Source organism: Neorhizobium sp. SHOUNA12A (assembly GCF_023006505.1).
In the GTDB taxonomy this organism is placed as follows: Bacteria; Pseudomonadota; Alphaproteobacteria; order Rhizobiales; family Rhizobiaceae; genus Neorhizobium.
The window spans coordinates 1-19,816 of the sequence record NZ_JALBGV010000096.1 but is presented as its reverse complement, the minus strand read 5'-3'; the positions used below and the strand labels follow the sequence as shown (position 1 = coordinate 19,816).

Annotated in this window: 18 protein-coding genes; 8 read left to right on the top strand and 10 right to left on the bottom strand. The window is 61.5% G+C overall.

Annotated elements, in window-relative coordinates:
* A partial coding sequence (locus MOV63_RS27815; RefSeq protein ID WP_247038767.1) for a YhaN family protein occupies positions 1–2,532 on the bottom strand: 2,532 nt, incomplete at its 3' end.
* 3 nt (positions 2,533–2,535) lie between these two features.
* Positions 2,536–3,771, bottom strand: a complete 1,236-nt coding sequence (locus tag MOV63_RS27810) for a DNA repair exonuclease (protein WP_247038765.1) — start codon at positions 3,769–3,771, stop codon at positions 2,536–2,538.
* Between the two features lie 115 nt (positions 3,772–3,886).
* Here MOV63_RS27810 and MOV63_RS27805 point away from each other — a divergent pair, with 115 nt between their 5' ends.
* Positions 3,887–4,873, top strand: a complete 987-nt coding sequence (locus MOV63_RS27805; RefSeq protein ID WP_247038763.1) for an aldo/keto reductase — start codon at positions 3,887–3,889, stop codon at positions 4,871–4,873.
* A 168-nt stretch (positions 4,874–5,041) separates the two neighbouring features.
* Here MOV63_RS27805 and hupB read toward each other — a convergent pair whose 3' ends face one another.
* From hupB to clpP, 4 genes are all read right to left on the bottom strand, one after another.
* Positions 5,042–5,317, bottom strand: coding sequence for a DNA-binding protein HupB (gene hupB / locus MOV63_RS27800; RefSeq protein WP_007753405.1), 276 nt, complete (start codon positions 5,315–5,317; stop codon positions 5,042–5,044).
* Positions 5,318–5,517: 200 nt separating this feature from the next.
* A complete protein-coding gene (gene lon, locus MOV63_RS27795) occupies positions 5,518–7,935 on the bottom strand; it encodes an endopeptidase La (RefSeq protein ID WP_038541944.1) in 2,418 nt (805 codons plus the stop codon).
* Between the two features lie 408 nt (positions 7,936–8,343).
* Positions 8,344–9,621 carry an ATP-dependent Clp protease ATP-binding subunit ClpX gene (gene clpX / locus MOV63_RS27790; RefSeq protein WP_038541942.1) on the bottom strand — a complete coding sequence of 426 codons (1,278 nt, stop codon included), beginning with the start codon at positions 9,619–9,621 and terminating at the stop codon, positions 8,344–8,346.
* A gap of 285 nt (positions 9,622–9,906) precedes the next feature.
* On the bottom strand, positions 9,907–10,539 hold the full coding sequence (gene clpP / locus MOV63_RS27785) for an ATP-dependent Clp endopeptidase proteolytic subunit ClpP (RefSeq protein WP_007753416.1): 633 nt from the start codon (positions 10,537–10,539) through the stop codon (positions 9,907–9,909).
* Between the two features lie 363 nt (positions 10,540–10,902).
* Between clpP and MOV63_RS32895 the strand changes: the two genes are divergently transcribed.
* Both MOV63_RS32895 and ggt read left to right on the top strand, forming a co-directional pair.
* A complete protein-coding gene (locus tag MOV63_RS32895; protein ID WP_247038761.1) occupies positions 10,903–12,153 on the top strand; it encodes a GGDEF domain-containing protein in 1,251 nt (416 codons plus the stop codon).
* Positions 12,154–12,289: 136 nt separating this feature from the next.
* On the top strand, positions 12,290–14,008 hold the full coding sequence (gene ggt / locus MOV63_RS27775; RefSeq protein WP_247038769.1) for a gamma-glutamyltransferase: 1,719 nt from the start codon (positions 12,290–12,292) through the stop codon (positions 14,006–14,008).
* On the opposite strand, the gene MOV63_RS27770 is transcribed toward ggt, so the two are convergent.
* Positions 14,009–14,809, bottom strand: a complete 801-nt coding sequence (locus MOV63_RS27770; RefSeq protein WP_247038759.1) for a hypothetical protein — start codon at positions 14,807–14,809, stop codon at positions 14,009–14,011.
* A 142-nt stretch (positions 14,810–14,951) separates the two neighbouring features.
* Between MOV63_RS27770 and MOV63_RS27765 the strand changes: the two genes are divergently transcribed.
* The 3 genes from MOV63_RS27765 to MOV63_RS27755 all read left to right on the top strand — a co-directional run bounded on the left by MOV63_RS27765 (position 14,952) and on the right by MOV63_RS27755 (position 16,930).
* Positions 14,952–16,199 (top strand): cytochrome P450, encoded by a 1,248-nt coding sequence (locus tag MOV63_RS27765; RefSeq protein ID WP_247038757.1) that lies wholly within the window; start codon positions 14,952–14,954, stop codon positions 16,197–16,199.
* A 69-nt stretch (positions 16,200–16,268) separates the two neighbouring features.
* Positions 16,269–16,547 (top strand): hypothetical protein, encoded by a 279-nt coding sequence (locus MOV63_RS27760; RefSeq protein WP_038541929.1) that lies wholly within the window; start codon positions 16,269–16,271, stop codon positions 16,545–16,547.
* Positions 16,544–16,930, top strand: coding sequence for a type II toxin-antitoxin system VapC family toxin (locus MOV63_RS27755; protein ID WP_247038755.1), 387 nt, complete (start codon positions 16,544–16,546; stop codon positions 16,928–16,930). The genes MOV63_RS27760 and MOV63_RS27755 overlap by 4 nt, the downstream gene beginning before the upstream one ends.
* A gap of 161 nt (positions 16,931–17,091) precedes the next feature.
* On the opposite strand, the gene MOV63_RS27750 is transcribed toward MOV63_RS27755, so the two are convergent.
* Positions 17,092–17,901: an SDR family oxidoreductase gene (locus tag MOV63_RS27750; RefSeq protein WP_247038753.1), complete on the bottom strand. Its 810-nt coding sequence runs from the start codon at positions 17,899–17,901 to the stop codon at positions 17,092–17,094.
* A gap of 203 nt (positions 17,902–18,104) precedes the next feature.
* Between MOV63_RS27750 and MOV63_RS27745 the strand changes: the two genes are divergently transcribed.
* On the top strand, positions 18,105–18,599 hold the full coding sequence (locus tag MOV63_RS27745) for a MarR family winged helix-turn-helix transcriptional regulator (RefSeq protein ID WP_247038751.1): 495 nt from the start codon (positions 18,105–18,107) through the stop codon (positions 18,597–18,599).
* Here MOV63_RS27745 and MOV63_RS27740 read toward each other — a convergent pair whose 3' ends face one another.
* Together MOV63_RS27740 and MOV63_RS27735 are read right to left on the bottom strand one after the other, a co-directional pair.
* A complete protein-coding gene (locus MOV63_RS27740; RefSeq protein WP_247038749.1) occupies positions 18,600–18,944 on the bottom strand; it encodes a cupin domain-containing protein in 345 nt (114 codons plus the stop codon).
* Entirely contained in the window at positions 18,941–19,543 is a 603-nt protein-coding gene (locus MOV63_RS27735; RefSeq protein ID WP_247038747.1) for a TetR/AcrR family transcriptional regulator, read from the bottom strand. The genes MOV63_RS27740 and MOV63_RS27735 overlap by 4 nt, the downstream gene beginning before the upstream one ends.
* Positions 19,544–19,628: 85 nt before the next feature.
* Between MOV63_RS27735 and MOV63_RS27730 the strand changes: the two genes are divergently transcribed.
* Positions 19,629–19,816: SDR family NAD(P)-dependent oxidoreductase (locus tag MOV63_RS27730; RefSeq protein ID WP_247038745.1), on the top strand; the 188-nt coding region annotated here is incomplete at its 3' end.

Here is a 19,816-nt window from a genome sequence, read left to right as displayed (position 1 = left end):
CGCGGAGAGGGTGGCTTGCTGGTTGGCCGCGGTCCGGGCGCCCATGGCGCGGTCGTTGAGCATGCCGGCGGCGACGTCGGCTGGGAGCAAGGCAAGATCCGGCGATACTTCGGCGGCAATCCTGCCCACCTCCGTTTCAAAATCCTCCATGTCCCGGGCCATGCCGCGCACCCGGCGGTCGCGGTTTTCCCGCTCTGAAAGCAGATCCGGTATGGTGCGCCAGACATCCAGCGCCGCAAGCGCCATGTCGACCGTCGCGTCTTCGGAAAGACCCGCCAGGACTGCCGCGTTCGAAAACGTGGAACGCCAGCGTTCGATATCGCGGCGCAAACCGGTCTCGCGGTCAGTCAGCTTTTCCAAAGCCTCTTCGGCGGAATGGCGCTTGCCTTCCAGTGACCGGCTTTCGGTCCAGCGCTCGTTGAGCTCACCGATCCGGCGTTCAAGCCCGCGGGCGAGAGCGGGAGGAGGAAGTGCCGCTGCGGCCAGACCGATCGCATCGGCCAGCCCCAGCAGCGCCGGCTTGAGTTTTTCCTCCCTGAGACGCAGCGCCTCCAGCTCGTCGCGCGCATCGTTCAGCGCACCCGACAGGAGTGAAAGGCCATCGACAGCACGCCGCCACTCGATCATCCGCTCCGGCGTCGACGATGCGACGGGTGCTGCATGGAAAAGGTCTTCGAATTCGGTGACCACGTCGGCGGCGGTAATGCCGCATTCCTTGGCAGTGATCTCGGCAGCGCCGATCGCCTGTTGCAGTTCCCGCTGCCGCAGGGTGAGCTGGGCGTGGAGCGACACACGCTCGGCATCGGCAAGCGCCGCGTCGGCGAGCCGGTCTGCGTCCTCCACGGCGATCTTCAGTTCGCTCAGTTTTTCGACAGATGGTTTTGTCCCCAGCGCCTCGATCTTTTCGTCGCGGCCGGCTCTTGCCGCCGCGATATCCTCGCGGGAGACAATCCGCCCCTGCCCTTCCAGCGCTGCAAGCTGGCCGGCGATCGCCCTGGCTTCGTCGCCGAGGCCGGCGAGCTTCTGGGCAGCCTGAGCGCTCTCCGCCTTGGCCGCATCGATCAACCGGCGGTGATGGGTGAGCGTCGCGATATCCGGCAGCGGCACCGAAAGAAGACGGGCGATGTCCTTGACCGGCGGATCGAGGCGCGCGGCCGCGGCGGCAAGATCGCTTTCGGCACGGGCGACGCGCACCTGCAGCGTTTCGACGCTGGAGAGTTCGCTGACGTCGGGACGCAGCGCTGCGAGCTGTTCAGCCCACGGTTTCGGGTCGATCAACCGGCCATCCGGCCCGTGGTCTCCGAGCCGCCGCAGGACATCCTGCGCGTCCTCGATCTGCTGGCGCAGCTGTTTCAGGCTGCGGTCGAGCTCATTGCCCTCCTCGACAAGCTTGCGGAGGCGCACGAGATCGGCATCGGCCGGCTGGGCGCGCTGAAGCTCTTCGAATTTGCCAAAACCAAGCCGGCGGGCCGACTGGACGATACGCTGGTCGAAATCGTCGACCTCGCCGCGCACCCGGGCGATATCTTCCCGCGCCTTGAGATAGGCGCCCTTATCCGCATGGGCGGCCAGGATCTTGGGCGCCGCGGCGATCAGCGCCTCATCGACATGCACGGCGCTGATCTCGTCGCGCAAACGCGATACCTCTGCCTCCGCAGCCTTGAGCGCTTCGGCGTTCTTGTGCTCCGTCTCCAGAGCCGCGGCCAGGCGTTCCTCGAAGCCAGCCGGCAGCACAGCCAGCGCTTCGTATTGCGTGAGCAGTTCCCGCTCGCGGTCGATCTCCCGCAGCACCGGTTCCAGCCGCAGCAGTGTCCGCAAGCGATCGAGGGCGCGCTTGGTTTCCTGCCGCTCGGCCTGCACGGCGGCGAGATCGGTTTCGATCTCGGCCTGTTCGGCGAGCAGCTTTTTCCAGTCGCCGGATTTCAGCTCGTTGTCGCGTTCGGCCTTGCGGGCTTCGTCATGGCTGTCGAGCGCCTGATAGAACGAGCGATCCTTGGAGCGACGCGGCGCATAGATGCCGTCGGCTTCCGCATCCAACGACTTGCGCAGGTCCGAAAGTCCGGTCAGGCCGGAGGCCGCGGAAAACAGCAGGCTGCCGATCTCGCCGCCACTTTTCAGCATCGTCTCGCCGCCGGCCCTGAGCGATGCGGAATCGAGCCCGAAGGCGCGTTCGAACACGTCGCGGGACAGGGTGCCTAGGAACGGCGCCAGGGCATCCTCGGCCAGGGCCTCTTCCGTCTCATTGGCGGCGAGCAGCGTGTTCTTGCGGCCTCGGCGGCGGCGGAATTCGAGCGCCTGGCCATCGCGCGCGGTGATCGCGGCACCGACGCGGAGCGCGGTGGCATCATGCAAAAAACTGTATTCGGCGGTCGTCGGGAAACCGAACAGCAGGTCGGAGATTGCCGACAGGGCGGAGGATTTTCCGGCCTCGTTCGGTCCGTAGATCACATGTAATCTGGCATCCGGGCGGAAGGTCAGCGTCCGGTCGGTCAGCGCGCCGTAGCGCAGAATATCGAGGCGATTAAAACGCATGGATCAGCCAGTCCTCGCCGCACGCGAGAGCAGGAGATCGCGGGCCTCGGCCAGCAGCGCTTCGGCGTCGTCGCCGAGCGCCAGATCACCGGCGCCGATGCCGCCCGGCAGGCGGGCGGTGATCTCGGCGATCTTGGCGTTGGCATCGGCGAGCAGTTCCGGGGCGAAGCCGCCCATCGGGATGAGGCCTTCGAGGCCGAGCATGTCGGTCGCGACGCCCGCCCCGTTGGTTGCCGGTTCCAGCCGCACTTCCAGCTTTTCGAGCCAGATATCCTGGTGGGAGCGGTGGCAGGCCGCCTGCACCTCATCGCGAAAGTCCTCGGCGCGAGCCATGACTTCGTTGCGGAAGCGGCTTTTGCCCGTCAGGCGGATGCGCAGCGCCAGCGGCCGGCCTTCCATCCGCTCGACGACATCTTCCAGTGCACCCTCGGTGCGGCGCAGGATCGCCGGGATGTTGTCGTCCGGTTCGACCGCGACCACGAGTTCGGCAAAGCGGGCGCTGTCGGTGATGATCCGCTCATGGGTGATACGACCATCCTCGACGATCACCAATACCGCGCCTTTCGCCCCCTGCTCGCGGATCGAGCGCCCCTGGAGATTACCGGGGAAGACCACCAGCGGGTCTTCGGCGACGATCTCGAAATCATGCACATGGCCCAGCGCCCAGTAGTCGTAACCGCGCGAGCGCAGGTCCTCGACCGAGCACGGGGCATAGGGCGCGTGCGGCTCGCGGCCCGTGAGCGAGGTGTGCAGCACACCGATGTTGAACCAGCCCTGTTCCGGCCTCGGATAGGCGAGCGACAGGTTTTCGACAGCCGAACGTTCGGCAAAGCCTTGGCCGTGCAGCGCCACCTTCAAGTGGTCCAGCTTGAAGCTGCCCGGCTTGTTGACCGGGAACTCGCTGACATTCTTCGGCAGGGTAATCGTCTTGGTGATGACGCTTTCGGCGTCGTGATTGCCCTTCAGCAGGAAGACGGGGATACCGGCGCGTTCCAGCCGCGCCACTTCGCGGTTGAAGAACAGGCCGATCTTGTTGTCCTTCCAGTCACCGTCATAGACGTCGCCGGCGACGATGAAGAAATCCACCCGGCGCTCCACCGCCTGGTCGACCAGGCCTGAAAACGCCCTGCGGCTCGCCTCGATGAACAATTCTGCGATCGCGGCATCCTTCAGCGCCAGCCCCTGGAAGGGACTGCCGAGATGCAGGTCGGCGGCGTGAATGAATCGGAAGGAGGTCATCGAATCGCTTGTTTTGATTGCCGGAGCTGATCAGGTGTTTTAGGCAAATGCCGGGCACGAAGGAAGCTCAGGGTTCCGCAGCCTGTGGATAGCCCAATCTTATTCGGAGGACATCATGAGAAACCACGCGTTCGGACGCACATCCTTCACCGTCAGCGAGATCGGTTTCGGCGCCTGGCAGATCGGCGGCTCCTGGGGCGACGTCAGCGAAACGGACGGGGCCAAGGCGCTGGAAGCGGCGCTCGATGCCGGCGTCACCTTCGTCGACACCGCCGACGTTTATGGCGATGGCCGTTCGGAAAAAATCATTGCCGGCGTCCTGAAATCGCGCGGCGGCAATCGGCCGATGGTCGCCACCAAGGCCGGCCGTCGTCTCAGCCCGCATGTGGCCAACGGCTATACCAAGGCCAATCTCGAAGGCTTCATCGACCGCAGCCTCAAGAATCTCGAAATCGACAGCCTCGACCTCGTGCAGCTCCACTGCCCACCGACCGAAGTCCTCTATCGCCCGGAGGTTTTTGGCGCGCTCGACGATCTGCGCCGTGCCGGCAAGATCAGGAATTACGGCGTCAGCGTCGAGAAGGTCGAGGAAGCGCTGAAGGCGATCGAATATCCGGACGTCACCAGCATCCAGATCATCTACAACATCTTTCGCCAGCGCCCGGCCGACCTGTTCTTCAGGGAGGCCAAGCAGAAGAACGTCGCGGTGATCGTCCGCGTGCCGCTCGCAAGCGGGCTGCTGTCGGGCAAGATCACCCGCGATACGGCGTTCGCCAAGGACGACCATCGCAATTTCAACCGGCATGGCGACGCCTTCGATGTCGGCGAGACTTTTGCCGGCGTACCGTTCGAAGTTGGTCTCCAGGCGGTCGAGGAAGTCCGCAAGCTGGTGCCACAGGGAGCGTCGATGGCGGCTTTCGCGCTGAAATGGATCCTGATGAACGAGGCGGTCACCGTCATCATTCCCGGCGCCCGCAACGAGGCGCAGGCCAGGGGCAATGCTGCGGCGGCAGAGCTTGCCGCACTTTCGGCCGACGTGATGACCGCGATCAAGGAAATCTACGCGCGGCTGGTTGCTCCGCACGTGCATCAGCGCTGGTAGGGACGCCGAGCTTGCCGTCACGCAGCATGCAGCCCCGTGACAACGGATGACAGTTTTCACATCCAGCGTTGTGATTGGCAGCGATTTGCGACTCGTAAAAAAGGCCCGGGAAAAACCCGGGCCTTTTCAAAATATGAGACTGTAACAGGATGCCTCGAAGGCAGCGCGTTAGCTGTTGACTGCGTCCTTCAGGCCCTTACCGGCCGAGAACTTCGGCACGTTACGTGCCGGGATGTCGACTTCGGCGCCGGTCGACGGATTACGACCCTTGGACGCTTCGCGACGGGAAACGGAGAAGCTGCCGAAACCGGCAAGACGGATATCGCCGCCCTTCTTCAGTTCAGCCTGTACGGTCTCAAAAACGGCGTCTACAGCGGATGCGGCATCAGCCTTAGAGAGGCCGGCCTTCTCGGCCACTGCGGATACCAACTCATTCTTATTCATGTTTCCACCCCTTTCAAACGGTTTTGGAACGACTCATGTAATCGGGGCAGACAATAGTCAGGCGCCCGCCCGTGGCAACCCAAAAGCTCCGCAATCGCCTGAAAAACAAGGGGTGCGCGTTATTTTTCACAAAAAAAGCCGGCGTTGTGCCGGCTTTTTTCATTGCTGGTGCCAATTTGGCATAACCAAAAGACTATCGATCAGTGCGCTATGGTTACGCCTGCGTCGTCCACACCTTCGACCGTGGTGATCAGCGGCGTTTCCACCGTGCCATCCCATTCGATCGCTTCCGGTTGACGGACGAGCGCGTGACGGATCACCTCGCCCATGCGGGAAACCGGAATGATCTCCATGTTGTTCTTCACGTTGTCCGGAATCTCGGCCAGATCCTTGGCGTTTTCTTCCGGGATCAGAACGGTCTTGATGTTGCCGCGAAGGGCGGCAAGCAGCTTTTCCTTGAGGCCGCCGATCGGCAGCACACGGCCGCGAAGGGTGATCTCACCCGTCATCGCCACGTCCTTGCGGACCGGGATGCCGGTCATGATCGAGACGATTGCGGTCGCCATGCCGACGCCGGCCGACGGTCCGTCCTTCGGGGTTGCCCCTTCCGGCACGTGAACGTGGATGTCCGACTTGTCGAAGCGCGGCGGTTCGATGCCGAAATCGATTGCACGCGAACGGACATAAGAAGCCGCCGCCGAGATCGATTCCTTCATCACTTCCTTGAGGTTGCCGGTGACCGTCATGCGGCCCTTGCCCGGCATCATCACGCCTTCGATCGTCAGCAGTTCGCCGCCGACTTCCGTCCAGGCGAGACCGGTGACCACGCCAACCTGATCCTCGCCCTCGGCTTCGCCGTGGCGGAACCGCGGAACGCCGAGGTAGTCGGAGATGTTGGCCGCGGTGATCGCAACCGACTTGGTCTTGCCCTTGATGATCTCGGTGACCGCCTTGCGGGCGAGTTTCATCAGTTCACGCTCATAGCTACGAACGCCGGCTTCCCGCGTGTACTGCTGGCTGATCGCCATCAGGGCATCGTCGGTGATCGAGAATTCGTTCGGCTGCAGGGCATGTTCCTTGATCGCCTTCGGCAGAAGGTGACGCTTGGCGATCTCGCGCTTTTCATCCTCGGTGTAACCGGCGATCCGGATGATTTCCATACGGTCCATCAGCGGTGCCGGGATGTTAAGCGTGTTCGCCGTGGTGATGAACATCACGTCGGACAGGTCGTATTCGACTTCCAGGTAATGGTCCATGAAGGTCGAGTTCTGCGCCGGATCCAGCACTTCGAGCAGGGCCGAAGACGGGTCGCCGCGGAAATCCATGCCCATCTTGTCGATTTCGTCGAGCAGGAAGAGCGGGTTGGACTTCTTTGCCTTCTTCATCGACTGGATGACCTTGCCGGGCATCGAGCCGATATAGGTGCGGCGGTGACCGCGGATTTCGGCTTCGTCACGAACGCCGCCGAGAGCCATGCGCACGTATTCGCGGCCGGTCGCCTTGGCGATCGACTGGGCGAGCGAGGTCTTGCCGACGCCCGGAGGCCCGACGAGGCACAGGATCGGACCCTTGAGCTTGGTGGCGCGGGCCTGCACGGCGAGATATTCGATGATGCGCTCCTTGACCTTGTCGAGGCCGAAGTGATCGGCTTCGAGGATCTTCTCGGCATTGTTGAGGTCGACCTTGACCTTCGATTTCTTGGCCCACGGAATACCGAGCAGCCAGTCGAGATAGTTGCGCACGACGGTGGCTTCCGCCGACATCGGGCTCATCTGCTTGAGCTTCTTCAGCTCGGCATCGGCCTTTTCCTTGGCTTCCTTGGACAGCTTGGTCTTGGCGATGCGCTCTTCCAGTTCGGCCATCTCGTCGCGGCCTTCTTCGCCATCGCCGAGCTCCTTCTGGATCGCCTTCATCTGTTCGTTGAGGTAGTATTCGCGCTGGGTCTTCTCCATCTGGCGTTTTACACGCGAGCGGATGCGCTTTTCCACCTGCAGGACGGAGATCTCGCCTTCCATGAAGCCGAGCGCCTTTTCGAGGCGCAGCTTGACGGAAACCGTTTCCAGCATTTCCTGCTTTTCGGTGATCTTGATCGACAGATGCGAGGCAACCGTATCGGCCAGCTTCGAATAGTCTTCGATCTGGCTTGCGGCGCCCACCACTTCCGGCGAGATTTTCTTGTTGAGCTTCACGTAGTTTTCGAACTCGGAAACCACGGAACGCGACAGGGCTTCGACCTCGACCGCATCCTCGTCGGGTTCGGCAAGAACGCTCGCCGTCGCTTCGTAGAATTCTTCACGGTCGGTATAGCCGTCGATCTTGGCGCGCGAACGGCCTTCGACCAGAACCTTGACGGTGCCGTCGGGCAGCTTCAGGAGCTGCAGCACGTTGGCGACGGTGCCGACCTTGTAGATTGCCGAGGGTTCGGGATCGTCGTCGCCGGCATTGATCTGGGTGACCAGCATGATCTGCTTGTCGGAACCCATCACCTCTTCGAGCGCGCGAATAGACTTCTCCCGTCCGACGAACAAAGGCACGATCATATGCGGAAAGACCACAATGTCGCGCAGCGGCAGCACCGGATAGGTTTCGCTACCAGTCGCAGACGTTGAATTCGTCATTTCATTTCCTTTCCATCGTCCCGTTTCCGGGATACGTCCCGGGGCAAATCACCCGGGCATTTCACTCTCGCCCAAAGTGGAGTTTTAGAAATTTGATTTCAAGCCTTGCAGGCCGCCGTCGCTTAACGAATGTGACAGGGGCATTACAAAGCGTGTACACATAAACGCCACGCGGAACGCCAAAGGACACGGGACGCGACCACCGGACCTGCCAACCTGAGATCACACCCAAACGAAGCAACCGGAGCGTCGATGATCTTCCCGCACAGTCTCTAATGCAAGGCGAATATGGTGCAATTCTTCGCGAGGCAAAAATGGTGGAAAAATCAAAAAAAGCAAGGCTGTTCGCCGACATAAAAAAGAGGCCCCGATAGGGCCTCTTCAAGCTCAGGAACGGAACGGCCCACTTCAAGCCGAAACGTTCGCCTTTTCATCCTGCCGGTCGGCATAGATGTAGAGCGGCCGGGCGTTTCCACGCACGACGTCGTCCGAGATGACCACTTCGCGCACGCCTTCGAGCGTCGGCAGTTCGAACATGGTGTCGAGAAGGATCTTCTCCATGATCGAGCGCAGGCCGCGGGCGCCGGTCTTGCGGGTGATCGCCCGCTTGGCAATCTCGCGCAGCGCATCCTCGTGGAAGGTCAGGTCGACGTCTTCCATCTCGAACAGGCGCTGGTACTGCTTGATCAGCGCGTTCTTCGGTTCCGACAGGATCTGGATCAGCGCATCCTCGTCGAGGTCTTCGAGCGTTGCCAGAACCGGCAGACGGCCGATGAATTCCGGAATGAGGCCGAACTTCACCAGATCTTCCGGCTCCAGTTCGCGCAGCACTTCGCCGACGCGACGGTCATCCGCCGACTTGACGGAGGCACCGAAGCCGATCGAGGTCTTTTCGCCGCGAGCCGAGATGATCTTGTCGAGACCCGCGAAGGCGCCGCCGCAGATGAACAGGATGTTCGTCGTGTCGACCTGCAGGAATTCCTGCTGCGGGTGCTTGCGGCCGCCCTGCGGCGGTACCGAGGCAACCGTGCCTTCCATGATCTTCAGAAGCGCCTGCTGCACGCCCTCGCCCGACACATCGCGGGTGATCGACGGGTTGTCCGACTTGCGGGAGATCTTGTCGACTTCATCGATATAGACGATGCCGCGCTGGGCGCGTTCGACATTGTAGTCCGCAGACTGCAGGAGCTTCAGGATGATGTTTTCGACGTCCTCGCCGACATAGCCGGCTTCGGTCAGCGTCGTGGCGTCCGCCATCGTGAAGGGAACGTCGATGATGCGGGCGAGGGTCTGGGCAAGATAGGTCTTGCCGCAGCCGGTCGGGCCGACCAGCATGATGTTCGACTTCGCAAGCTCGACATCGCCGCCCTTGGAGGCATGCGCGAGGCGCTTGTAATGGTTATGCACCGCGACCGACAGGATACGCTTGGCCTGCTTCTGGCCGATGACATATTCGTCGAGGACCTTGATGATGTCCTGAGGCGTGGGCACGCCGTCGCGGGACTTGACCATCGAGGTCTTGTTCTCTTCGCGGATGATGTCCATGCACAGTTCGACGCATTCATCGCAGATGAATACGGTCGGTCCGGCGATCAGCTTCCGGACTTCGTGCTGGCTCTTTCCGCAGAAAGAGCAATATAGGGTATTCTTGGAGTCGCCGCCGTTGCTGCCGCTGACTTTGCTCATATCACTTTCCTTCCAGCACTCCGCACTCACGTCAAAACGGGCGCGGTCCACTCTACCGCTTGCCGGCGCGCGCCCGACGGGCCTTGCGCGCCTGCCTTGCCTTAAGGGTACTCTACCGATCCTGCGCACATCATGCCGGATCAGCGGCAACGAAACCCCTAAGAAACGAATGCTATGTCATAAAAGTTCAACACAGCATTAATAAGTACTAATAGCGCTTTCCGTGCGACTTGAAACCCCTTTTTGCTCACATCGGGGTGAGGTGCACGGGTCGCGCCATCAGACTCAGTCTCCGGAGCCACCTTCCATTTCCTGACGCGATGTCAGGATCTTGTCGATGACGCCCCAATCCTGGGCTTCGTCGGCCGTCATGAAATGGTCGCGGTCGAGGGTCTTTTCGACTTCCTCCAACGTGCGGCCCGTATGCTTCACGTAGACCTCGTTAAGACGTCTTTTCATCTTCAATATGTCACGGGCATGGCGCTCGATATCGGACGCCTGGCCCTGGAAGCCGCCGGAGGGCTGGTGCACCATGATGCGCGAGTTCGGGGTTGCAAAGCGCATCCCCTTTTCGCCGGCGCAGAGGAGCAGCGAGCCCATGGAGGCGGCCTGGCCGATGCAGAGCGTCGAAACCGCCGGCTTGATGAACTGCATCGTGTCATAGATCGCCATGCCGGCGGTCACGACGCCGCCGGGCGAATTGATGTAGAGGGCGATTTCCTTCTTCGGGTTTTCCGCTTCGAGGAAGAGAAGCTGGGCGCAGATCAGCGACGCCATATAGTCTTCGACGGGACCCGTCAGGAAGATGATGCGCTCTTTCAGAAGACGCGAATAGATGTCGTAAGAGCGCTCACCGCGATTGGTCTGTTCGACGACCATCGGCACCAAGGCCATTGCGGTATCAACTGGATTTCTCATGTCCGTCCTTTGTCAAGCACTTGCCGAAAGCGGATAAGCGCTCCGGAATCAAATGGAATGGGTCATCCCTACATAGAGTGTCAACGCCCGGTACTTCAAGACGGAGCATCCGATATCCTTAACTGCCCGGGGATGCGCGAGGCTGACCGCTATTACGATTCCTGCCGGGCGACAGCCTGCGGGCGCCCCATTTCGCCCGATGGCACAGGTTTTTGCGCGATCAGGGTAAAGCGGGCGTGAATTTCGTCTCGAAATCTCGCCGCAACCGGGTTTGAGCCCAGGGTTTTCCAGAATCCGTGCAACTTCGTCTTAAAGACTGCGTGTCATGTTGGGCGCGCTCGACATCGAGCATTGGAGTTTGGGGTGGACATTTTAACGGGCCTGATGATCTGGGCGGCGGAGGCGCTGACGCTTGCAGCCCTCCTGTGCTCACGCTGGTACTACGAGCGGGACCGCTTCTACCTGAGTTGGGGCGGCGGGTTTGCGCTGCACGGGATCGGCGTCATCCTGGTGGCATTGCGCGGCGACATCCCCGATTTCATCTCCATCCAGATCGCCAATACGCTGGTGCTCTCCGGCGTCGGCCTGTGGATTGCCGGTTTCCTGCAGTTCGACCGAAAGCCCGTGGGAGCCTATATCGCCATCCCGGCGCTTCTGTGGGTGGCTGGAATGTTCCTCTATCCGGTGCGCGAGAACTTCGCTAACCGGGTGGCTCTCCACAACGTCGCGACCATGGTCGGTCATGCGATCATGATCTATATCCTGCTCAGGAACAACGGCGCGTCGAAGATGACGCGGCGGGTGCTTGCGGCCTTCCTTGCCGTACAACTTTGCGCGAACGGCGTGGTAGCGGTTCTGGTGATCGCCGGTGAGGCGAAATCCGTTGGCATGTCGCCGCATTCCGCCTGGCTGCTCTTCCCGGCGGCAGTCTGTTTAATCGCCATCATCATGACCGGCACGAAACTGCTGACCGAGCGCTCGGAAGAGAAACTCAAGACGCTTGCCGTCACCGACCCCTTGACCGGGGTTCTCAACCGGCGCGGCCTGATCGACCAGTTCCATGCCCTGAGAAAACTCGAGGACGATGAGAAACCGCTGATCGCGCTCCTGCATTTCGACCTCGACAACTTCAAGCAGATCAACGACCGCTGCGGCCATCAGGCGGGCGATTCGGTGCTGGTCGCCTTTTCACAAGTCGGCCAGACGTCGATGCGCGGCCGCGGTTTCTTCGGCCGCATGGGCGGCGAGGAATTCGCCTCCATCCTGCGCGTCGGCGACATGATCGAGGCCGCCAGCATCGCCGAGGCGATCCGCCTGACGCTCAAACGCCAAACCATCGTCGCCGGCGAGCACAATATTACTGTCACCGTCAGCGCCGGCATCGCGCTTGCGGGCGCCGGAACCGCCGACCTCGATCTTCTGCTCAGCGCCGCGGACCGGGCACTTTACGCAGCCAAGGACAGCGGCCGCGACCGCACCGCGATCGATACCGGCACCGACGCCTCGATCGTTCCGGCCGTCGACCGGCAGGGCGAGGACGAGGCCCCGACGGATGTGCGCGCGAGCCGGCAAGTCGCAGCCCTGAAACGCCTCGCTTCGCTCGGCAAGCGCTGACATCCTCTTGCCCTCGCCATCCTGAAACCCACATTGGTCCGCAGAGATAAAACGCGGAGGGTGCGTCATGCGGGCTGGATTTTTCAGGACAAGACTTTTCAATAGCATCGTTCTTTCTTCGGCTATTTCGGCCTTGATGCTTTCGGCCGACGTAACGTTTGCACAGCAGGCGTCCGATACGGTTGCGCCGGAGCGGGCGACCGGATTCACCTCGGCCAAGCGCGTCGAGACCAAGAACTTCATGGTCGCCGCCGCCAATCCGCTGGCGGCAGAAGCCGGGCGCGACGTGATCGCCAAGGGTGGCAATGCGATCGACGCCCTGATCGCGGTCCAAACCGTGCTCGGCCTTGTCGAGCCGCAGAGTTCCGGCCTCGGCGGCGGCTCGTTCCTCGTCTATTTCGATGCAGCTGCCAACAAGCTCACCACGTTCGACGGCCGCGAGACGGCACCGATGGAGGCTACGCCGAAACTCTTCCTCGATGCCCAGGGCCAGCCGCTGAAATTCATGGACGCAGTGGTCGGCGGCCGATCGGTCGGCACGCCCGGCACGGTGCGCCTGCTTTCCGAAGTCCATAAGCGCTACGGCAAGAGCGACTGGGCGAGCCTGTTCGAACGGGCGGAGAAGCTCGCCGCAGACGGTTTCCAGGTCTCGCCCCGCATGGCTTCGCTGATCGCCGCCGAGGGCGACCGGCTGAAGAAATACGACGGTCCCCGCAGCTACTTCTACGACGCGTCAGGCGCGCCGCTGAAGGCCGGCACGGTGCTCAAGAACCCAGCCTATGCCGAGACGCTGAAGGCGATCGCGACCGGCGGCGCCGATGCCTTCTACAAAGGGCCGATCGCGGAGGCGATCGTCAAGACGGTGCGCGAAGCCCCGGTCAATCCCGGCGTCCTGTCGCTCGCCGACCTCGCCAATTACCGCGTCAAGGAACGCGAGCCGGTCTGCGCCACCTACCGGGCGCTCGACGTCTGCGGCATGGCCCCCCCCTCCTCCGGTGCGGTCGCCATCGGGCAGATGCTCGGGCTGATCGAAAATTTCGACATCAAGGCACTCGGGGCCCAGAACGCCGAAAGCTGGCGGATCATCGGCGATGCCCAGCGCCTCGCCTTTGCCGACCGCGAACGGTATCTGGCCGATCCGGATTTCCAGCCCTTGCCGATCAAGGGCCTGCTGAAGAAGGACTATCTCGGCAAGCGCGCCTCGCTGCTTGACGGCACCAAGGCTCTTAGCGCCGACCAGGTGAAGGCCGGCGAGCCGGAATGGGACCATGCGCTGCTGTTCGGCCGCGATGCCGCGATCGAGCTGCCCTCCACCAGCCATCTCGTCATCGTCGACAGAGAGGGTAACGTCGTGTCGATGACCACGACGATCGAAAGCGGGTTCGGCTCGCGGCTGATGACGAACGGCTTCCTGCTCAACAACGAGCTCACCGATTTCTCCTTCAAGACCCATGACGGCAGCCTGCCCGTCGCCAACCGTGTCGAGCCGGGCAAGCGGCCGCGTTCCTCCATGGCGCCGACGATCGTGATGAAGGACGGCAAACCGCTGCTGGCGGTCGGTTCGCCGGGCGGCAGCCAGATCATCGGTTACGTCGCCCAGGCGCTGATCGCCTATATCGACTGGGGCATGCCGGTGGAGCAGATCGTCGCCCAGCCGCATTTCATCAATCGTTTCGGGCCTTACGAGATCGAGGCAGGCACCGGGGCCGAAAAGTTCGCCGAACCGTTGAAGGCGCTCGGTTACGAGGTAAAACCGGGCGAGATGAATTCCGGACTGCACGCGATCGAGATCACCGAGAGCGGTCTCGTGGGCAGCGCCGACCCGCGCCGCGAGGGCGTAGCGGTCGGGGAATGATCAGATTTCGGCGTCGCCATAGGCCAGAGCCGTCTTGGTCGGCCCCTTCGGATCGACCAGCGGCGACTTGAGAAGCGTCTTCATCACCGTCCAGGCCTTGCGCACGACCTTGATATCCGCCTGGCCTTCTTGGAGAGGAAAGCGGAAGCTGAACTCGGCGGCGATCGGCGTCCGAAGCTTTTCCTCCTCCCGCCAGAGGATCAGGGCGCATTCCGCGTCGATCTCATTCGAAAGCCTGATCCACCCTTCCTCGTAGACATGTTCGACGACATGCAAGTCGGCGACGGTCTGAACCGGTGTGTCGAGCGCCGGCAGCGGGGCTTTGCGAATATCCGTGTAAGGCCCAAGGCACTCGCCGACGGTTACGGGCATGTGCTTCGGATTGAATTCCGCTTCCACCGAACGGCTGAACAGCGCCCAGAAACGGGGCGTGTCGGCAGGCGGCATCGCCTTCACGTCCTCCTCGAACTTGGGCTCTTCGTCGCTCTTCTTCCGCAGTTCAAAATCCTGCGCTTCGGCAAGCAGGCGGTCGCCGTGGCGGAACTTCAGCGTCGCCTTCCAGTCCTTGCTGGAATCGAGCTTGCGACGCATGCGGAAAACGAGGTCGGAACGGTGGTAGAGATCCCGTTTCTCGGTATCCAGAAAGAAGATGTCACGTTGCTTGCTGTCCTTCTGGACATCAAGCCTGCCCTGCGTATCGATGTCGGCGCCTTGCAGTTCCGCGCGCAGACGCTCCCAGAAGAGCGCCACCGCTCTATCGCGGGCAGCTTCATCGCCGGCAAACTCCTTCGCATGCAGCATGACCTTATATTCGCGCGATGACAGGCACACAGACTTCCCTCCCCGCTCGACAGCGGCCCTTGCATCCAAACATGATCGCAATCCTGAATTGCGTCAATCACTCAACCTTTCCCGCGCCTGGGAAATCCGCTAGGTCTTTCGGATGACCGCCCTGCCCGATTTCCTGCGCATCGATCCCGACACCCGCCGCGTCTCGCTGGACGGCCGCAACCCAGCCTTTTACGGCGACCCGAACCGCGTCTACGCCCTCCTCCACGAACATTGTCCGACCTTCTACTGGGAAGAACAGCGGCAATGGTTCTTCACCGGCTACGACCAGGTGAACGGGCTGTTGCGCGACCGGCGGTTCGGGCGGCAGATTCTGCATATCGCCAGTCGCGAAGAACTCGGCCTGCCCGAACCCTTGCCGCATCTCGAAAACTTCGATCTCACCGAGCGGTATTCGCTTCTGGAGCTCGAGCCGCCCGAGCACACCCGGCTTCGCACGCTCGTCAACCGCGCCTTCGTGTCGCGGCATATCGAAAGGCTTCGGCCGGAGATCGCGGAACTGGCCGAAAGGCTGATCGACGGGTTCGAGGGCCAAGGGGAGACGGAGCTGCTCTCCGCCTTCGCCGACATCATCCCGGTCACGATGATCGCAAGGATGATCGGCATCCCGGACGCGATGGGACCGCAGCTTCTCAAATGGTCACACGCCTATGTCGGCATGTACATGTTCAAGCGGAGCGCGGACGACGAACATGCTGCCGACCGCGCGACCAAGGAATTTTCCGACTACGTCAAAGGCCTGATCTCTGAGCGCCGCCGGGAGCCGCGCGAAGATCTCCTCACCCACATGATCCACACGGAGCACAAGGGCCAGTATCTCACCGACGACGAACTTGTCTCGACCACCATCGTGCTGCTCAATGCCGGCCACGAGGCGACGGTGCACCAGATCGGCAATTCGGTGCGGGTGATCCTGGAGAGCGGCCTGTCGCCGGCAGACCTTTTCCGCGACGAGGCGGCAACCGAGCGAACGGTCGAGGAAACGCTGCGCATTTGCGCACCCGTGCACATCTTCCAGCGCTGGGCGCTCGAGGATGTCGAAATCGACGGACTATCCTTCAAGCGCGGCGACAAGGTGAGCCTCATCCTCGCCGCCGCCAATCTCGATCCGAAGAAGTTCTCCTATCCGCTGGTTTTCAAGTCCGACCGGCAGGAAGCCGCAAACCTCTCCTTCGGAGCCGGCATCCATTTCTGCATCGGCGCGCCGCTTGCAAGGCTGGAACTCAATACCGTGCTGCCGATCCTCTTTCGGCGACTGCCCGGCATGCGGATCACGAGGACGCCGGTGGTCAAGGACGTCTATCATTTCCACGGGCTTGAGCGGCTGGACCTGGCCTGGTGAGTGGGAGTTTTCGACGTCGCAAATAACGCGTATATTGGCTGCTCAAAATTGACTCTGAGGACCCCGGTTTTGGACAATGAATCTAAGGAAAATCACCCCGGTACGTTGTCGCTCTTCGAGCTTTCCAATTTTCCTAGCAAGGAACAAATGGAAAAACTGGTAAGCGCTCTTGAAGCTGGGGACGTAGACGCGGCTCTCACAACATTGTTTGAAACGCGAGAAAAAACGTCTCACAGATCCGTATCGGCTAAAAGAAAGCCAGGGCGCTTGAAAGGCAAGCTCGTGGTAGGCCCCGAGTTCTTTGAACCTTTGAGCGAGGCTGAAATCAGAGAACTGACTGGCGAATGAGATATCTGCTCGACACGCATGCGCTCCTTTGGTGGCTCAACGATCATCCTGATCTTTCATCCGCAGCCCGCGAACTGATCATAGATGAAAAGAACGATATCTATGTTAGCGTAGCGTCCGCCTGGGAAATAGCCACAAAACATAAGAAGGGCAAACTGCCTACGGCAATCAGCGTCTTGCCCAACTTCTCCGAAGTTGTTCAGGAGAACGGCTTTGCCGACCTTCCCATTACAAGCGCTCATATGGTGAGGAGCGTTCTGCTACCAGGGATACATCAGGATCCGTTTGATCGGATTCTTGCGGCCCAAGCCATCATTGAAGACATGGCCTTGATCTCAATTGATGAAAAGATGGCGCCACTCGGTGTGATAACCCGCTGGTGAAACGCCAAAAAATGGACCGCGGGAGGCGTTTCTGCCCCCGGCGGTGGCGATAGAGTTGCTGGCTCCGTGAGCGAGATGGCGATCGTGGTGTATCCAAGCGCGAAGGTGCCTTCGATGAGCAACTGCAGACACCTGCTGCGGCTGCCCGTCGATTGTTCTGATCAAGCCTGGGCGGCAACCCCATACCGGGTTGCCGGCTTGTTGAGCGACAGATAGGGGCGCAACCCGCCGCGGGCGGTCGTGTAGGCCTCATAAAGCTGCGTATCGGCAAGCGACGGCATGGTGACGAGTTCGCCGCGGTCGAGACCCACAAGCGCCGCATCGACAAGGTCGCCTACTTCCATGACCGAATTCGGATCGAGACTATCCATCGAGCCGCCGACGCGATCGAAGATTTCGGTGCGGGTATAACCGGGCAGAACGGCCTGGATCTTGACGCCGGTGTCCTTCAGCTCTGCCGCGAGGGCTTCCGTCAGGGCCAGAACGAAGGCCTTGCTGGCGGCATAAGTGCCGCTGAAGAACTCCGCGGCGAGCGCCACGGCGGAGGCGATATTGACGATGGCGCCCTCACCCCGGGCAACGAAAGCCTGCGCGGCTGCGATTGCGAGGCGATTGGCGGCGGTGACGTTGAGGTCGACCATCTGGTCAAGGTATTCCGAATCGGCCTTCAGCAGCGGCCCCTTCGGGCCGATGCCGGCATTGTTGACGAAGAGCGTGATCGAGCCGTCCTCGCGCAGGCGCTTGTCGACGGCGAGCACATCGGTACGCTGGCTGAGGTCGGCGCGCAGTACGTCCGCCTTGATGCCATGTTCGCTCGTCAACCGGCCGGCAAGCGCCTTCAGGCGATCCGCGTCGCGGGCGACGAGGACGAGATCATAGCCGCGCTTGGCGAGCTTTTCCGCATAGGTCGCGCCGATGCCCGACGATGCGCCGGTCACGAGTGCGGTTCCGAGTTTTGAATTGTTGGTCATGGTCGATTTCCTTCAGAGGTTTTTCGGGCAGAGGTTTTTCGAGTGGTGTCGCGGCCGGCGTTTCGGCATCTGGAATTTACAGGCATATGCCACTATATATGAAAAGGAGGAATAGAGCCCGCAAGGGGCGGCCGTAAATTTTTATCGGAGTGGAAGGGCCAGCCAAAAGCGGGCATTGTCCCGCGGCAGGATCGGAACGAGATATGACGGACAAAGGCAAACACGACAGCCAAGCGCAGAACGAAGACGGCGTCTGGCTTCATTGCAGCAATACCGCAGTGCGCCGCGCCTCACGGCATCTTGGCCAGCTCTATGAGGATGCGATGGGCGATACAGGCCTCAAGGGAACGCAGTTCTCCCTGATATCCCAGATCGCCGGATCCAACCAGCCGACCTTGAAAAATCTCGCGGAGGCGATGGTCATGGACCTCTCGGCGCTCGGCCACACGTTGAAGCCGCTGATCCGCGATGGCCTAGTGGAACTGGTGCCTGATCCCCAAGACCGCCGCGCCAAACGCGTCCGCCTGACGGAGACAGGCGCAGCCACTCAGCGCGACTTCACCGCCCGCTGGCAGATTGCCCAGGACCGTTTCGACAAGGCATTCGGCAAGGAAAAGTCGGAGGAATTGCGGCGGGCGCTGGCGTTCATTTCGTCGGGCGAATTCGCGAAGGCCTTTAAGCGGGGTGAAGAAGCCTGATCAAACCCTGATCACGTAATCCTTGCGAGTCGTTTCAACGACTTCCCAGGTTCCCTTGAACCCGGGTCTGAGGATCATGCTGTCGCCGGCCTTCAATTGGACCGCCGCGCCGCCCTCCTCGGTGACGATCGAGTGGCCGGAGAGGATGTGGAAATATTCCCACTCCTCATAAACGATCCGCCATTTGCCGGGAGTCGCCTCCCAGACGCCGGCATAAAGCCCGCCCTCCGCTTCCTCGAAATTCCAGGTCCGGAATGTCGGGGTGCCGCAGATTAGCCGGTCCGATGCCGGGGCGCCCTCTTCCGGCGCGATGGACGAGAGGTCGAATTTGATCCAGGCGCTCATTGTCCGATTTCCTTCAGATGATGGGAAAGCTGGTTGGAGGCGATTGCGGCCAGTGCGCGCAGGCGGTCCGTAGCCATGCCGTTGCGGGCACTCGCCGAGAGGCCGGACATCGCCATCATGATGTAATCGGTGATGAGTTCGGCACGCTGCGGTTCACGGCCTGCGATTGCGGCGTGGATGACCTTGCGGCTCATGTCCAGCATGCGCCGGGCCTCGCCGGAGGCCTGCGGATCAACCGTGCCTCTTGCTCCCTCGATCACCATGCAGCCGGGTGCGTCTCCGCTGCCGTAGTTGTCGGCAGCCTGCCTCAGCAGTCCGGCCACGCCTTCGTCGAGCGGTCTGTCCGCTGCCAGGGCGCCTGGAACATCCAGACCTTCCCTCTCTTCGTAACGCTTCAAGGCGGCTGAGTAGAGCTCCGCCTTGCTGCCGAAAGCGGCATAAAAGCTCGGCGGATTGATGCCGATCGCCTCGGTGAGATCGGCGACGCTCAAGGCATCGTATCCCTTCGCATGGAAAAGCGCCTGGGCCTTTGCCAGTGCCTCCTCCTTGTCGAAAGCGCGGGGCCGACCGCGCGACGAGATCTTTTTTGTAGTACTCATTACAAAATCCTTGACTGCACTGACCGCTCGATTTATGTAGCGTTCATTACATTAAATCTCAAGCCTCTTTGAAGGAGACACGACAATGACTGACTTCCATGGAAAGAAAGCGCTGGTTCTGGGCGGCAGCCGCGGCATCGGGGCCGCAATCGTCCGCCGTTTCGCCGGCGATGGCGCCGACGTGACATTCACCTATGCCGGTTCGAAGGATGCCGCCGACGCTCTTGCCGTCGAGACCGGCGCCAAGGCCGTCCGGTCGGATGCGGCAGACCG

Excerpts from the sequence above, each read along its gene's own strand:
- MOV63_RS27810 (WP_247038765.1), bottom strand. The coding sequence starts at position 3,771 with ATGACCTCCTTCCGATTCATTCACGCCGCCGACCTGCATCTCGGCAGT.
- MOV63_RS27805 (WP_247038763.1), top strand. The coding sequence starts at position 3,887 with ATGAGAAACCACGCGTTCGGACGCACATCCTTCACCGTCAGCGAGATC.
- hupB (WP_007753405.1), bottom strand. The coding sequence starts at position 5,317 with ATGAATAAGAATGAGTTGGTATCCGCAGTGGCCGAGAAGGCCGGCCTC.
- lon (WP_038541944.1), bottom strand. The coding sequence starts at position 7,935 with ATGACGAATTCAACGTCTGCGACTGGTAGCGAAACCTATCCGGTGCTG.
- clpX (WP_038541942.1), bottom strand. The coding sequence starts at position 9,621 with ATGAGCAAAGTCAGCGGCAGCAACGGCGGCGACTCCAAGAATACCCTA.
- clpP (WP_007753416.1), bottom strand. The coding sequence starts at position 10,539 with ATGAGAAATCCAGTTGATACCGCAATGGCCTTGGTGCCGATGGTCGTC.
- ggt (WP_247038769.1), top strand. The coding sequence starts at position 12,290 with ATGCTTTCGGCCGACGTAACGTTTGCACAGCAGGCGTCCGATACGGTT.
- MOV63_RS27770 (WP_247038759.1), bottom strand. The coding sequence starts at position 14,809 with ATGCTGCATGCGAAGGAGTTTGCCGGCGATGAAGCTGCCCGCGATAGA.
- MOV63_RS27765 (WP_247038757.1), top strand. The coding sequence starts at position 14,952 with ATGACCGCCCTGCCCGATTTCCTGCGCATCGATCCCGACACCCGCCGC.
- MOV63_RS27755 (WP_247038755.1), top strand. The coding sequence starts at position 16,544 with ATGAGATATCTGCTCGACACGCATGCGCTCCTTTGGTGGCTCAACGAT.
- MOV63_RS27750 (WP_247038753.1), bottom strand. The coding sequence starts at position 17,901 with ATGACCAACAATTCAAAACTCGGAACCGCACTCGTGACCGGCGCATCG.
- MOV63_RS27745 (WP_247038751.1), top strand. The coding sequence starts at position 18,105 with ATGACGGACAAAGGCAAACACGACAGCCAAGCGCAGAACGAAGACGGC.
- MOV63_RS27740 (WP_247038749.1), bottom strand. The coding sequence starts at position 18,944 with ATGAGCGCCTGGATCAAATTCGACCTCTCGTCCATCGCGCCGGAAGAG.
- MOV63_RS27735 (WP_247038747.1), bottom strand. The coding sequence starts at position 19,543 with ATGAGTACTACAAAAAAGATCTCGTCGCGCGGTCGGCCCCGCGCTTTC.